At 67.8% G+C, this 13,608-nt stretch carries 14 protein-coding genes; 1 reads left to right on the forward strand and 13 read right to left on the reverse strand.

Annotated elements, in window-relative coordinates; translation table 11 throughout:
- Positions 1 to 27: 27 nt before the first annotated feature.
- The 12 genes from MHN80_RS00910 to MHN80_RS00965 all read right to left on the reverse strand — a co-directional run bounded on the left by MHN80_RS00910 (position 28) and on the right by MHN80_RS00965 (position 11,127).
- On the reverse strand, positions 28 to 492 hold the full coding sequence (locus tag MHN80_RS00910) for an SRPBCC family protein (RefSeq protein ID WP_239398793.1): 465 nt from the start codon (positions 490 to 492) through the stop codon (positions 28 to 30).
- On the reverse strand, positions 492 to 1,526 hold the full coding sequence (locus MHN80_RS00915) for an LLM class F420-dependent oxidoreductase (RefSeq protein WP_239398795.1): 1,035 nt from the start codon (positions 1,524 to 1,526) through the stop codon (positions 492 to 494). The genes MHN80_RS00910 and MHN80_RS00915 overlap by 1 nt, the downstream gene beginning before the upstream one ends.
- Positions 1,523 to 1,933 carry a nuclear transport factor 2 family protein gene (locus MHN80_RS00920; RefSeq protein ID WP_239398797.1) on the reverse strand — a complete coding sequence of 137 codons (411 nt, stop codon included), beginning with the start codon at positions 1,931 to 1,933 and terminating at the stop codon, positions 1,523 to 1,525. Before MHN80_RS00920 ends, MHN80_RS00915 begins: the two co-directional genes overlap by 4 nt.
- Positions 1,899 to 3,011 carry a DMT family transporter gene (locus MHN80_RS00925; RefSeq protein WP_239398798.1) on the reverse strand — a complete coding sequence of 371 codons (1,113 nt, stop codon included), beginning with the start codon at positions 3,009 to 3,011 and terminating at the stop codon, positions 1,899 to 1,901. Before MHN80_RS00925 ends, MHN80_RS00920 begins: the two co-directional genes overlap by 35 nt.
- Entirely contained in the window at positions 3,008 to 4,120 is a 1,113-nt protein-coding gene (locus MHN80_RS00930) for an MSMEG_0565 family glycosyltransferase (protein WP_308219748.1), read from the reverse strand. The genes MHN80_RS00925 and MHN80_RS00930 overlap by 4 nt, the downstream gene beginning before the upstream one ends.
- Before the next feature lie 20 nt (positions 4,121 to 4,140).
- A complete protein-coding gene (locus MHN80_RS00935; protein WP_239398800.1) occupies positions 4,141 to 4,989 on the reverse strand; it encodes a carbon-nitrogen hydrolase family protein in 849 nt (282 codons plus the stop codon).
- A 64-nt stretch (positions 4,990 to 5,053) separates the two neighbouring features.
- Complete coding sequence (locus MHN80_RS00940; RefSeq protein WP_239398802.1) at positions 5,054 to 6,484, reverse strand: MSMEG_0567/sll0787 family protein; 1,431 nt, start codon at positions 6,482 to 6,484, stop codon at positions 5,054 to 5,056.
- A 1-nt stretch (position 6,485) separates the two neighbouring features.
- Complete coding sequence (locus tag MHN80_RS00945; protein ID WP_239398804.1) at positions 6,486 to 7,541, reverse strand: MSMEG_0568 family radical SAM protein; 1,056 nt, start codon at positions 7,539 to 7,541, stop codon at positions 6,486 to 6,488.
- A 342-nt stretch (positions 7,542 to 7,883) separates the two neighbouring features.
- Positions 7,884 to 9,155 (reverse strand): MSMEG_0569 family flavin-dependent oxidoreductase, encoded by a 1,272-nt coding sequence (locus MHN80_RS00950; protein WP_239398806.1) that lies wholly within the window; start codon positions 9,153 to 9,155, stop codon positions 7,884 to 7,886.
- A complete protein-coding gene (locus MHN80_RS00955) occupies positions 9,152 to 9,649 on the reverse strand; it encodes an MSMEG_0570 family nitrogen starvation response protein (RefSeq protein WP_308219736.1) in 498 nt (165 codons plus the stop codon). The genes MHN80_RS00950 and MHN80_RS00955 overlap by 4 nt, the downstream gene beginning before the upstream one ends.
- Positions 9,642 to 10,547 carry a carbon-nitrogen hydrolase family protein gene (locus MHN80_RS00960; protein WP_239398808.1) on the reverse strand — a complete coding sequence of 302 codons (906 nt, stop codon included), beginning with the start codon at positions 10,545 to 10,547 and terminating at the stop codon, positions 9,642 to 9,644. The genes MHN80_RS00955 and MHN80_RS00960 overlap by 8 nt, the downstream gene beginning before the upstream one ends.
- Before the next feature lie 55 nt (positions 10,548 to 10,602).
- On the reverse strand, positions 10,603 to 11,127 hold the full coding sequence (locus MHN80_RS00965; RefSeq protein ID WP_004019804.1) for an MSMEG_0572/Sll0783 family nitrogen starvation response protein: 525 nt from the start codon (positions 11,125 to 11,127) through the stop codon (positions 10,603 to 10,605).
- 581 nt (positions 11,128 to 11,708) lie between these two features.
- Between MHN80_RS00965 and MHN80_RS00970 the strand changes: the two genes are divergently transcribed.
- The gene (locus MHN80_RS00970; RefSeq protein WP_239398810.1) at positions 11,709 to 12,395 is read left to right on the forward strand and encodes a ZIP family metal transporter; all 687 of its coding nucleotides are present in this window, start codon (positions 11,709 to 11,711) and stop codon (positions 12,393 to 12,395) included.
- Positions 12,396 to 12,467: 72 nt separating this feature from the next.
- On the opposite strand, the gene MHN80_RS00975 is transcribed toward MHN80_RS00970, so the two are convergent.
- Positions 12,468 to 13,583 (reverse strand): alpha/beta hydrolase, encoded by a 1,116-nt coding sequence (locus tag MHN80_RS00975; protein WP_101818921.1) that lies wholly within the window; start codon positions 13,581 to 13,583, stop codon positions 12,468 to 12,470.
- Positions 13,584 to 13,608: the final 25 nt, after the last annotated feature.

Here is a 13,608-nt window from a genome sequence, read left to right on the forward strand (position 1 = left end):
AGGGAACGCTACCCGAGGAGGTACCGCTCACCGAGCGTCGCGACCACCCAGAACCCGTGCGGCCCGCTCGAGATCGGCCCGCACGGCTCGCGCGGCCGGCCATCGCGTCGCGGTCAGCACCAACCCACCGACCGCCGGCACCGTGAGCACCGCCTCGGCATGCACGTCGGTGCCGGCCTCGCGTTCGGCGAACGTCAATGTCAGCACCGCGTCGACCGATCGCCACCGTCCGATCTCCTGCCATGTCCGGCGAGGCTCACAGGCGGTCACCTCCATCCGCGGGGACACCCCGGGGACGACGGTGACGTCGGTCCAGCTGGTGCCGACGTCACCCGCCCGGTCACCGATGGGCCGCAGGTCGTCGACCCGACGCAGGCTCGATTGCCACTCCGGACGATTCGCGGGGTCCGCGAGGTAGTCGAAGGTGACGTCGAGCGGCGCATCGAACGGCACCACGGTGTCGATGACGGTGACGCGGACGGGGGAGAGCATCAGCGGATGAGCTCGGCGAGCTGCTCGACCTCGGCGACGCTGCCCGGCGACACGAGCATCATCGTCACCCCGCAGGCTTCCCAGAACTTGATCTGTTCACGCACGTGGTCGAGGTCGCCTACGATCGCCGAGTCGTCGACGACGGCATCGGGGATGATCTGTGCTGCTTCGTCTTTGCGGTTGTTGCGGAAGAGTGCGGTCACCTCGTCGACGACGTCGGAGTAGCCCATCCGCCGGTAGACCTCGGCGTGGAAGTTGGTGTCCTCGCTGCCCATTCCGCCCATGTAGAGCGCCAGGAACGGTTTGATCGCGGCGTAGGTGCCCTCGCGATCGTCGGTGACGACGATCTGGGCGGTCGCGCACACCTCGAAGTCCTCGCGGCTGCGGCGTGCACCCGGGCGCGCGAATCCCTCGTCGAGCCATTCGTTGTACGTGTCGGCCATCCGCGGCGTGTAGAAGAGCGGCAGCCACCCGTCGGCGATCTCGGCGGCCAGGGCGACGTTCTTCGGTCCCTCGGCGCCGAGCATGACCGGGATGTCGCTGCGCAGCGGATGCGTGATCGGCTTGAGCGTCTTGCCCAATCCCGACGCACCGTCACCGTCGAACGGCAGCGGGTAGTGGGGTCCGGCGCTGCTGACCGGGGCCTCGCGGGCCCACACCTGGCGCATGATGTCGATGTACTCGCGGGTCCGGGCGAGGGGTTTGGCGAACTTCTGCCCGTACCAGCCCTCGACGACCTGCGGCCCCGAGACGCCGAGCCCGACGATGTGGCGACCGCCGGACAGGTGATCGAGGGTCAGCGCGGCCATCGCGCAGGCGGTCGGTGTACGGGCCGAGAGTTGCAGCACCGACGTCCCGAGCCGGACACGTTCGGTCGACGACCCGAGCCAGGCGAGCGGGGTGTAGGCGTCGGAGCCCCAGGCCTCGGCGGTGAAGATGCTGTCGAAGCCGGAGGCCTCGGCCGCGGCGACGATCTCGGCGTGATGGGTGGGCGGTTGCGCACCCCAGTAGCCCAGTTGCAGACCGAGTTTCACTGGTTGACTCCTTCTGACTCGGCGGCGGCTTCCGCGGCGATCTGGTCGAACTGTGCACCCATCGCCGCGGCGACGGCCTGCGCACCCGACAGCGGGCGGACCATGACCATGAGGTCGTCGATCTTGCCGTCGTCGTTGACGTGGATGAAGTCGCAGCCGGTGATCTTCTTGCCGCCGACGACTGCTTCGAAGACGAGCGCCGAGTCGCGTCCGCCGGCGTCGTTGATCTCCCGGATGTAGCGGAAGTCCTCGAAGACCCGCAGCACGCCACGCAGGATGGCCGACGTGATCGCCTTGCCCGGGTACGGCTTGAACGCGACCGGACTGGTGAAGACCACATCGTCGGCGAGCAGCGCCCTCATCGCCTGCTCGTCACGCGCCTCGACGGCCTCTCGGAACTGCTTCATGCGTCGACCTCCCTGTCGGTGATTCTGCTCCGACGCTAATGGATGCCGGGCCGGTTGATGAAGGCAGGCGAGGGGCCAGGAGTACGAGCAACGCCGTCGCGAGCAGGGTCATGCCCACCCACCCGATCGCCGTGATCGGTTCCGCGAGCACCCCGACGGCCAGCGCGGTCGCCACGGCGGGCTCGATCAGGGTGATGGTGGTGGCGGTGCTGCTGTCGATCCGGCCGAGTCCGCGGCTGAACAGCACGTAGCCGAGGAACTGCGGCACCAGGACGAGGTAGGCGAGAACACCCAGGGTCTCGGGGTGCTCGATCACCGCGGGTATGCCGACCGCGACGATCGGCAGCAGGAACACTCCGCCCAGACCCATGACGGTTCCGGCAGCCGCGCCGCGCGGCACCGACCGGCTCATCAGTCGACGCATCGCCCACGACAACCCGGCATAGGTGACGCCGGCGAGCACTCCGAGCCCCACACCCAGCGCAGCGGAGTGGTTGCCGGACAGAGTATCTCCGTGCGACGACTCGCTCCGCGACACCGCGAGGGCCACACTGCCGACGATGCCGAGCAGGCAGGCGACCGTCCACCGCGTGGTGAGCCTCCGGCCGTCGGCAACCCGTTCGATCACCGCCGAGAACAGCGGCGCTGTCGCCAACGACACGACGGTCCCGAGCGCGACGCCGCCGACGCGCATCGACCCGAAGAAGCACAGCGGGTAGATCATCACGCAGATGCCGCCGAGCAGCGCGACCGGCCACTGGGCGGTCACCTGGGATGGTGTCATTCGGCCCGCTCGCTCCGCTCCCGGCGCCGGTGTCATTCGGCCCGCTCGCTCCGCTCCCGGCGCCGGTGTCATTCGGCCCGCTCGCTCTGCTCCCGGCGCCGTCCATGCGGCTCGAATCCCGCGGGCGTTGACCGCCGCCTGCAGAAGGCCACCGCCGCACATGGCGATCGCACCGATGGTCACCGCGCTGAGTTCGGGCGCCATCGCCGCCGCGGTGCCCGATGTGCCCCACAGGATCGCGGTGAGCGCGACCGCGAGCATCCCGGCGCGTTCGGCCCGGCGGGAGTTTGTCATCCGGAAACGCCGACCGGTGACACCGGATATGGATGTCGCGCGTAGAACTCGAGGTGCCGACGGGCCGCGTCGTCCCACGTCAACGAGGCGGCCAGGGCACGGCCGGTCGTCCTGCGTTCGGAGTCGGGCGCGAGCGACGCGTCGAGGGCATCGGTGAGTTCCGCGACGGTCGATGCGTAGGCCACGGTGTCACCGAACACCTCGCGCAGGATGGGGAGGTCTCGCGCGACGACCGGCCGCCCCGCGGCGAGTGCCTCCATCGCCGCCAGACCGAAGCCCTCTTTCACCGACGGGAACGCGAACACGCGGCAGGCCGCGACCAGTGACGGCAGGTCGTCATCGGGCACGTTCCCGAGCACGACCGGTTCGACGTCGAGTTCGGCTCGCCGACGGTCGAAGTCGGCACGGTAGTCGCGGTAGTCGAAGAGGGTCTCGCCACCCGCGAAGACGAGCTTCAGTCCTGGGTGCCTCTCGCGCAGCACGGCATACGCCTCCAGGAGGTCGATACTGCCCTTGCGCGGTTCGATGCCGCCGACGGCGAGCACATAGTCGCCCAACCGATCCGACCAGCGTCGTCGAGCTTCGACGGACGTGGGGGAGTCCGACGCCGCTCCGGCGAAACGTTCATACGCAACGCCATTCGGGATCACCGTCGGAGTGAAACCCCAGCCGTGTTCGACTTCGTCGGCAACGGCACGCGACACACAGATCCGCGCATACGGGTTGACCACCGCCTTCTCGTGGCAGTCGACGAGGATCGGCGTCGTGAACTGATCGAGATGGTGAATCGTGCGGATGCACGTCCCGACGGCGTTGGCACTGATGCAGTCCTGTGCATGCACGATGTCGAAGTCGGCCGGGTCGAAGGCGGCGCGCAGGGTGTCGATGGACCGCACGATACGTTCGGTGATCGTCTCGTTCTCCCGGTCGGGGAACGGTACGAGCCGCACCCGCACAGCCGGATCCACAGCGCGGAAGAAACCCTCGTCGCCACCGCGGGCGAGCGACCACACCGTGACGTCGGCGCCGAGCCGAGCCATCGCCTCGGCGAGGTTCAACGTATGCACCACGCCGCCACGGGGTTTCGTCGAATAGGTGAGCAGAGCGATGCGGAGATTCTGCGTACCGGTCACCGCTGCTCCGCCGGCATCGTCGACCGGTACGTGTCCGGCCGGAGTTCGGCGAGGTGGCTGAGGACGCGCCGCGCCCGGTCGACCTCGGCGTCGACATCGACGGTCACCGTGGCCATCCCGCCTTTCGATCGAGTGGTTGCCAGGGTGTCGCCACCTGGTCCGACGACCTTCGCCTGTCCGAGGAAGCGCAGTGACCCCATCACCCCGGTCTGGTTCGACGACACGACGAACACTTGATTCTCGGCAGCTCGGGCGCTGTCGTAGAGATCGAACAACCGGGACTGGCGGTCGGCCGGTAGGCGTGCGGCGCGGTCGGTGACGCTGGCCGGCCACGCGGACAGCGCCGCGATGATCCGTGCGCCGTCGAGCGCCAGCGTGCGTGCGGACTCCGGAAAGGTCTTGTCGTAGTCGATCAGCATGCCGACGCGGCCGACCGGGGTGTCGAAGGCACCGAAGGAGTCACCGGCCGCGTAGGCGAGTGCCTCGCCGGCGGGCTGATGGACCTTGCGGTGCGTGCCGAGGATGCCGTCCCCCGTGACGCAGACGGCGGTGTTGAATCGCTGCTCGCCGACCGCTTCGGTGTAGCCGATGCAGACGGTCATGTCGCCGGCGGCGGCGGCGATCGCGGCGAGTTCCGGACCGTCGGGGTCCAATGCGGGTGGCAGCTCGGTCGGATCGGGCTCACGGAGATCGCCGAGGTAGCCGCCGAGCGAGGCATCGGGGAAGACGAGGAGGTCGACGCCGTCGGTCGCGGCGGATTCGACGATGCCGACCGCCTTGGCGACACCGCGTTCCACGTCGCGTCCGAAGTGCGCGGCGAGGGCCCCGAGGGTGACCGTCCTCATGGGCGAACTGTACCGGTCGAGACCGTCGTCGAGGTCGGTCGCTCGAGAGTCATGCCCACGGGGTTCATGCGGCCCCCAGCCTGGTGACCGTCGATGCGACGGCGACGGTCGTCTCGCCGTCGGGCCACCGCAGTCGTACGCCGGGTTCCGTGGTCAGCCGGCCGCAGTCGGCGGTCGTGACCGGAGCAGGAGTGGGGACCGGGCGTCGGGCGCCGGCGCGATCGGTGCTGAGCATCGCATAGCCGGGGAAGCAGGTGAGCCACCCACCCATCGGCGCGTCGCCGGGGCGCGGTACTGCCGTCACATCCAGTTCGGCGCCCGTTCCCGACGCTTCGGCGAGCATGCCGAGCGTCCCCACGATCCCGGCCATGCTGACGTCCTTCGCCGACGCCGGACGCACGGTCGCGAGATGCGACGCCATGGCGACGAGTTCGTCGCTGCTGCGCGAACTCGTCGAGTCCCACTGACGATCGTGATAGCCGGGCCGCCATGAGCCGCCGAGGTCGGCGTGGAGGGTCACGGTGTCGCCGACCGCACCGCCGCCGGCCCGGAGCGGGCGATCCGTCGTGCCGAGCGCGGTGACCGACAACGCCGACGGCACTCCGACCTGCGTGTGGCCACCGAGAACGGGCGTGCGCCACGCGGCGGCCGCGGAGGAGATCCCGCGGATGATCCGTGTCAGGTGCGACGTCGTGGGCGCCCCCACGGCGTCGAGCAGGCCGAGTGGGTGGGCACCCATCGCGCTGAGGTCGTTGATGTTGACGAGCACCGAACACCAACCCGCCCATTCGGGATCGCGTTCGATCATCGACGGGATGATGGCGTCGCAGGCGGCGATCACGTCGGTGCCGGGCAGCGGCACACCGTCGTCGCCGCGGAACCCGGCGGCTCCGAGGCCGCCGGGCATGTTCGCGAACGGCGCGAGCGCATCGGCGAGAACCGCTTTCGTCCCGTCGACCGTGCGTTGAATTCTGTCGAGTGGGTAGCGCATCTCGCGGTGCGACCGGCCTTCGATCCGCGGGCCGGGACCGCGGTCCAGCCAGCCGAGTCTCGAGAACATGGGTGCATAACGGTCCTGCACAGTCGCGTCGAACCGCAGGGCACCGAGTTGTTCGACGTGTGCGCAGGCCGCTCGTACGAGTGCTGCGCCGATTCCGGCTGCCAGTCCCGGATCGGCGACGACGAGCCGCGAGCCGAACCACCATCCGATGTCGGCGTGGACCGATCCCGCCCAGGGGGTGGGGGCGATCCGCACGCCACCCGCGATCGTCCCGTCGGCCAGGGTCGCGACGAGGACGGTGGTGCGCGGGTCCTCGTCGGTGTCGTCGAGATCGGTGCGCTCGAAAAGTGCCTGCCGCTCGACGAATTCGCGGTGCCGCAGCGCGCGATACGCGGCATGTTCCCGCGGGCCGTCCGCGACGGTGATCAGGAACTCCGACCGTGGCGTGGTTCGCGGAAGCCCGGACAGGATCGACAGTTCGCCCCGTGACAACACGTCAGCCTCCGACCGTCGGCAACACGCTGCAGGCACCACAGGCCGCGCAGCCCGCGCGTTGGTCCGACCCGGACATCCCGATGAAGCTCAGATGACCGGCGACCTCGCGGCTGATCTTCTCGACGATCGTCGGGTCGGCTGCGGGAGCGTTGTCGACGTCGACGGCGAGGGTCCCCGCATGCCGCCGGAACGGCACGATGAATGGGTACACACCCATGTCGGCCAGTTCCTTGGCGCCGGCGATCATCTCGTCGGTGTCCTCGCCGAGTCCGACCAGCAGGTAGGTCGACACCTGGTTGCGACCGAACACCCGGACCGCCTCGGCCCAGGCCGCGCGATATTCCGACATCGGGACCGTCGACTTGCCGGGCATCCAGCGACGCCGTACGCCGTCGTCGAGGGATTCGACGTGGATGCCGATGGCGTCCGCACCGGCGTCGCGGAGTTCGGTCAGGACGGCCAGGTCGGCGGGCGGTTCGCACTGGACCTGGATGGGCAGTTCGGGCACCGCCGCCTTGATGGCCCGGACGCACCGCGCGAGATGACGGGCGCCCCGATCGCGTCCACCGCTGGTGCCGGTGGTCATGACCATGTTGGTGACGCCGTCGAGATCGACGGCCGCACGGGCGACTTCGGCGAGCTGCTCGGGCTTCTTCACCGCAATCGTCGAGCCGGACTTCAACGACTCCTCGATCGAACAGAATCGGCACCGCTGGTCTTCGGCGTAGCGGATGCAGGTCTGCAGGACAGTTGTCGCCAGCACATTCCGACCGTGCAAGCGGGCGATCTTCTCGTAGCTCACCCCGTCCGCGGTCTGCAGGTCGTAGAACCGGGGCCGGCCGATCGCGCTGACCTCGACACCGATGTCGACCCCGTCATACAGCACACGATCGCCGTCGAAGACGAACGGACTCCGCGGGTTCCGCGGTATCGCGGCATGCAATCCGTCGACCATCAGGTGCCCGTCATCGCTGGGCCCCGCACCGCCGCTGCGCTGCAACGGAGGGTTCCCGCGAATCCCGAGCAATGCCAGATCAACTCGTGTCGATACCGTCATGGGTACTCCTTAGAAGAATGAACTACATACTCGACGGTGAGCGCGACGCCCCTCTGCTCCCTGAGGTGCGAGGAGCGTAAGCGACGAGCCTCGAAGGGCGCCGCCCCCACCTCTGCTGGTTGAGCCGACTCCGAGCCCCTCTGCTGGTTGAGCCGACACCGAGCGAAGCGAGGCGTCGAGTCGAAACCACCCGGTGACCCGACCCGACTCCCGCTGGTTGAGCCGACCGCGCGCCCCCTCTGCTGGTTGAGCCGACACCGAGTGAAGCGAGGCGTCGTGTCGAAGCCACCCGGTGACCCGACCTCGACAACGCAACCCCGGCACTCATTTGGGACCCGAAACTTACTGCGCCACAACCAACCGCGCGCGCCCACCGCGTACCGCTTCAACAACATGCTCCGCCACAAACCGAGCATCACGATCAATGCCCAGGAACCGCCCTGACCCCCACGTATGCATCCACGGCAACCCGACGAAGCTGAGCCCGGGCACTTCGGTGATGCCACGCGTCTGCATGGGCCGACCACCGCCGTCGAACGCGCTGGCCTCGATCCATCGGTAGTCGGGTCGGTAGCCGATCGCCCAGATGATGGAGGTGACGCCCTCTTCCGCGAGGTCGAGTTCCGCAGGATCGACCTCAGGCGCCCACACCGGTTCGTACCGCGTCGCTTCCGGCGCCTCTATACCCAGCTTTTCGATATGCCGGTCGATGTCACCGCAGATGGAGTTGTACACGGCGTCGGCCCGGTCGAGCGCGGCGGTCAGTGTCGGCGCGAACCGCAGCGTCGAGTCCTTCCCGTCGTCGAGAACGCCGTACAGCTTCATCCCCTCGACCGCGAATCGTCGGAGGTCGATATCGCGGCCGCCATCGCGGCCGGTGACGTAGTGATTGGTCTTCTCCTGCGCGGCCCGTCCGCCGGGGTACTCCTGGGTCGGAGTGTCGTAGAGACCCATGTCCGACAGCCACGTCATGCAGTCGCGCCCGCGATAGAACCGGGCGACTCTCGGCGCGTTTCCGATTGCGAGGTGCACCTGCCGACCTGCGAGGTGGAGGTCCTCGGCGATCTGCGTGCCCGACTGTCCCGATCCGACGACCAGCACGGCACCGTCGGGCAGTTGCTCGGGGTTGTAGTACTCCTCGGAGTGCACCTGGTGCACAGCCGGATCCAGCGACGACGCGAACGACGGCACCACCGGCAGTGGATATCCACCGGTCGCGATGACGGCCTGGTCGCACGTGAGCGACCGCATTCCGTCCGGGCCGTCGAGAGTCAGCTCGTACCGATCACCGGACAGTCGCTGCAGGCGAGTGACCTTCGTGTGTTCGACGAGCGGCGGTTCGAAGGTTTCCAGCCATCCGTGCAGCCACTCCACGACCTGGTCGCGCGTCATGAACCCGTCGGGGTCGGGACCCTCGTAGGTGTATCCGGGGAGTTTGCAGTGCCAGTTGGGTGTCACGAGGGTGAAGTTGTCCCAGCGCTTGTCGGCCCACGCATGAACCGCGGTGTCGGCTTCGACGACGAGATGGTCGACGCCCGCCTGCCCGAGGTACCAGCTGACCGAAAGGCCGGCCTGTCCGCCGCCGATGACGACGACCGGCACATGTGCGTTCATGAGAGCTCCTCGAGTTTGCCGCTGGTTGACCCTTCACCCCTGATTGAGCCTTTACTGCTGGTTGAGCCGGGCCGGAGCGAAGCGACGCCCCGAGTCGAAACCACCCCCGCACCATCGACGCCCGAGCCACCACCGCTGCTTGAGCTCTCAATGCTGGTTGAGCCGGGCCGGAGCGAAGCGACGCCCCGAGTCGAAGCCACCTCCGCACCCGGTAACGGCGGGTACATCGCCACCACCTCGACCTCAGCGGAATCCGCATGCCTCCCGGCGTCGACCGCGATCTCCTCCGCCGACGCCGCGGCCGACGTGCAAGCGAATCCGTACTCGGCGCGGACCCGCGCGCTGGCCTCGTCGAGTGCGGTGGTGGCCCGCGACCGGAAGTCGTCGACGCGATAGGTCCCGGGTGCGAGGTGGTCGTGCAGGACGAGGCTGGGGGAGTAGTACTGGCGGAACAGGCCGTCGGGCCAGCGCACCTGGACGGTCATCTCAGGCATGGGCGAGGTCCCGCCAAGCGAAGTCAGCGCCTGCGTCGGAGTCCGCCTCGACGAGCAACCCGTACACCTCGGGACGACGGTCCCGCAGATGGAACATGCCGGCTCGCATGGCGGTGAAGCTCTCGGCAATGTCCACGTCGGCAACGGCCATGCCGCTGCCGAGAAGCGTTGTGTCGAGGATGTTCCCGCCGGGGTCGACGATCTTGGCGTTCCCCACGTAGCGCAGCGACCCGAAGGTGCCGCTTTGGTTGGCCGCGACCCAGAACACCTGATTCTCCAGGGCACGCGCGGAATCGAACAGGTTGAATCGGTAGGTCCAGCGGTCGTCTTGCAGGTTCTCCGCGGTCGCGGTGCGCGCAGCCGGCCAGGCGGACAGGCTCGCGATGATCTCGGCGCCCTTGAGCGCCATGATGCGGGCCGCCTCGGGAAAGGCCTTGTCGTAACAGATCTGGAGACCGATGCGGCCGACGGGAGTGTCGAAGACGTCGTACCCGGTGCCCGACGAGTAGGACATGTTCTCGCCCAGGGGCTGGTGGACCTTGCGGTAGCTGCCGTAGATGCGGGTCCCGTCGAGGAGGGCGGCCGCGTTGTAGCGGGTCTCGCCGTCCTCGCCGAGCTCGCAGAATCCGATCGCCACCACCAGATCTCCGACGATGGACTGCACCCGAGCGATCTCGGGCCCGTCGAGGGAGATCGCCGGCGGCAACGATCGTGTGCTGTTCTTCTGGGTGTCGCCGTGGTTGCCCAGCGACGACAGGTATCCGCCGATCGCCGCCTCCGGGAACACCAGGAAGTTGACGCCCCGCGTTCGTGCCTCGGCGACGTACTGTTCGATGGTCGCGTAGTTCTGCTCGAGATCGCGGGTGAAGTTCGCCGCGACGGTTCCGATGGTGGTCATGTGCTTCCCAAAGTCGGTTGTCGGAAGATGCTGTGAGGAGCGGCTATTCGTCGCGTCAGACCATGTAGGTCGAGTTGATGATCGCGCCCTTGCGTGCGTAGTGGATGAGTGCGTCCTGGACGTCGAGGGGGTGCGCCGGGATGACGCCCTCGATCAGGTCCTCCTCGCGTCCGCCGTGCAGGGCGAGACCGAAGCGGCAGCAGAACACGGTGCCGCCCTCGGAGATGAAGGTCTCCAGCGAGTTGTTGATGTTCTGCTCGCCCGGGAAGCCGGAGTCGCCGGTCGTCGGGAATCCGCGTGTGGCAAGGCAATTGATGGCGCCGGGGCCGTAGAAGTACATGGCCGATTCGAAGCCCTTCCGCAGCGCGCGGGTGGCCTGCAGGACGGCGACGAATGACACCGACGACTCATGCGCGATGCCGTGCACGAGTGTGAAGTACGACTCACCGTTCTCGGCCTGGTAGTCCGGGAAGATCTTGGTGCCGCCGTAGATGTTGGAGCCCTTGGGAAGTGAGGGGTGCGGGATCTCCGCCAGCGACGCGGCGATGTTCTCGGTGATGGTTTCGTCGAAAGAAGGCACAAGAACTCCTGGGATGGCGAGACGAGACAGTGTCTGATGGTCGGGCCGCATGGCGGCTCGACGTGCGAGGGTGGATCGGGCATCATTGCCCTGAGTGGTTCGACCGGAGATCCGGTCTCATCGAGTAGCGATTGCTTGCTACGACACTCAGTTCACTCGCCATCGATTACCGAATGGTTTCCGGCGGAATAAAGAAACCGCGGATTCACGTAACACGACCCTGGTCGGTCGACCGACACGCGGAGCAACCCGGTCATAAAAATATCCGACGAACCGGTCGGGTCGGGGGTCTGACCGGTTCGTCGGACGAGACCCAGTGTATCCCTCGCCCCGCAGCACGGTCCATCGAGGTATCCGCAATTCTGTGACCTCTTGGATTGCAGATCCTTCATCGCTTCTTGCTCCGTGAAGTTCCGAGAACCACTACGCGCTCAAGAACCCAACAAGCAGTGCCCCCCATCGATCCCTGAGGAGCGCCCGGAGCTTGCGGAGGGCGCGTCACGAAGGGTCTCCGCAACCAGCCACTACACCTGTGCGCGCCCCACTCGCCATCGACCGCGACACGGAGCAACCTTGACGTCATGCTCACTGCAGTTCTCTACGGGCTCGCGACTGCCATACCCATCGCGGTCGGCGCTGCGATCGGTCTGCGCTGGAACCTGCCGAATCCGATCCTGGCGACGCTGATGGCGTTCGGTGCGGGCACGATGATCGCGGCGGTGTCGACCGAACTCTTCGAACCCGCCTTCACCCAAGCCGGTACGGGTGTTGCGGCGGTCGCGCTCTTCTCCGGGACCGCGGTCTACGTCGTCGCCGACCGTCTCGTCGAGACCAAGCTCGGGTCGTCGGCGATCGGTCCTGCACTGATGATCGGTGTCTTCCTCGACGGTGTGCCGGAGAACACCGCGCTCGGCGTCTCGCTGACCGCGGGTGGTTCGCTCGTGCTGGTGGTGGCGATCGCGGTCGGCAACGTCCCGGAAGCGGTGAGCGGCGCGTCGTTGATGCGCCGCGAGCACGACGCCTCGGGCCGCTCGGCGCTCGCGATGTGGATCTTCACCGCCGTCGTCCTGGTCGCTGTCACAGTGGGCGGTTACGCGATGGCCGACGCCATCCCGTCGACCGCGATCAGCGTCGTCCAGGCGTTCGCCGGCGGCGCGACGCTCGGTGTGCTCGCCAATTCACTGATGCCGGAGGCCTACCGCGAAGGCGGGTGGTGGGTCGGCCTCGCGACCGCAGGAGGATTCCTTCTCGCATTCGTCCTCGGTTGAGCGCTCCCACCGCCCTACGGCTCCCCACTGCCCCCTGAGGTGCGTGGGCGCCGCCACACAACGGGCGAACCCTCAGTGCGTCTGAACCGCCTCCGGGTCACTCTCGACGTGCCCGTCCGCCAGCTCCGACAACGCCCGGAACACGCGCTTCGACGCTTCGGCCCACGGCATGAGGATGGGGAAGACGTGGAACATCCCGGGTTCTTCGATGGCGTGCGTCGGGACCTCCGACGCCTCGAGCCGTGCCGCGAAGTCGCGTATGCCGTCGCGGAACATCTCGCTGCCGCCCCAGCACACGAACGTCGGCGGGAACCACGACGGATCGGGTTCGCCGTTGATGGGCGACACCCGCGCATCGTTCGGCTGCACGCCGTGCAGGTACGGCGTCACCGGGATGCTCCACGGCAGGATGTCGTAGGGGGCGTTCTCGGTGATCGACGGATGGTCGAGGTCGAGATCGATCTCGGGCGAGAACAGCGCGAGCGCGCCCGGACGCGGCAGGTCGTGATCGCGAAGGTAGGCGACGAGCGACGCCGCGAGCCCACCGCCACCGGAGTCGCCGGCGACGATGATGTGGTCAGGGTCGACGCCGCGTCCCAACAGCCCGCGGTAGACATCCGCGGCGTCGTGAACGCCTGCGGGGAACGGGAATTCGGGGGCCATCCGATAGTCGGCGATGAACACCTCGTGCCCGGCGATCCGCACGAGCGACGACGCGAACGCCGAGTACATCATCGGCGAAGTCCCGATGTATCCACCGCCGTGCAGGTAGAGGATCGTCGCGCCGATCTCTTCCTTCTCACAATCGTCGTCGACGTAGGCGTCGGTGCTCGCCTTGGCACGACACCACAGCCCGGGCACGCCGCCGACGATGTCGTCGGTGAGTTCGACCCCGTCGGTCAGCTCGACGAACGGCGGCATCACGACGCGGCACACGTCGTCGAGGATCTTCTCCATCGACCGGAACTCCTCGATCGGCAGTCCCATCGAGTAGCCCATGAACGCGCGGATGGTCTGGCGGGTGACCGACTGGCCGAGATTGTCGAGCAGTCCGGACGGGCCCGACCACGGCTTGCGGAACGGCACCCGCGCGAGGCCGTTGACCATGCTCTGCGCGAGCCCGACGACGGTCAGCGCGGTCACCGGCGCCGACGCGGTCTGGACCTCCGGACGATCAGCCATCACCATGCCGCTCAGGGTAACGAGAGTGTCG

It is taken from the genome of Gordonia sp. McavH-238-E (assembly GCF_022348225.1).
GTDB classification, from domain to species: domain Bacteria; phylum Actinomycetota; class Actinomycetes; order Mycobacteriales; family Mycobacteriaceae; genus Gordonia; species Gordonia terrae.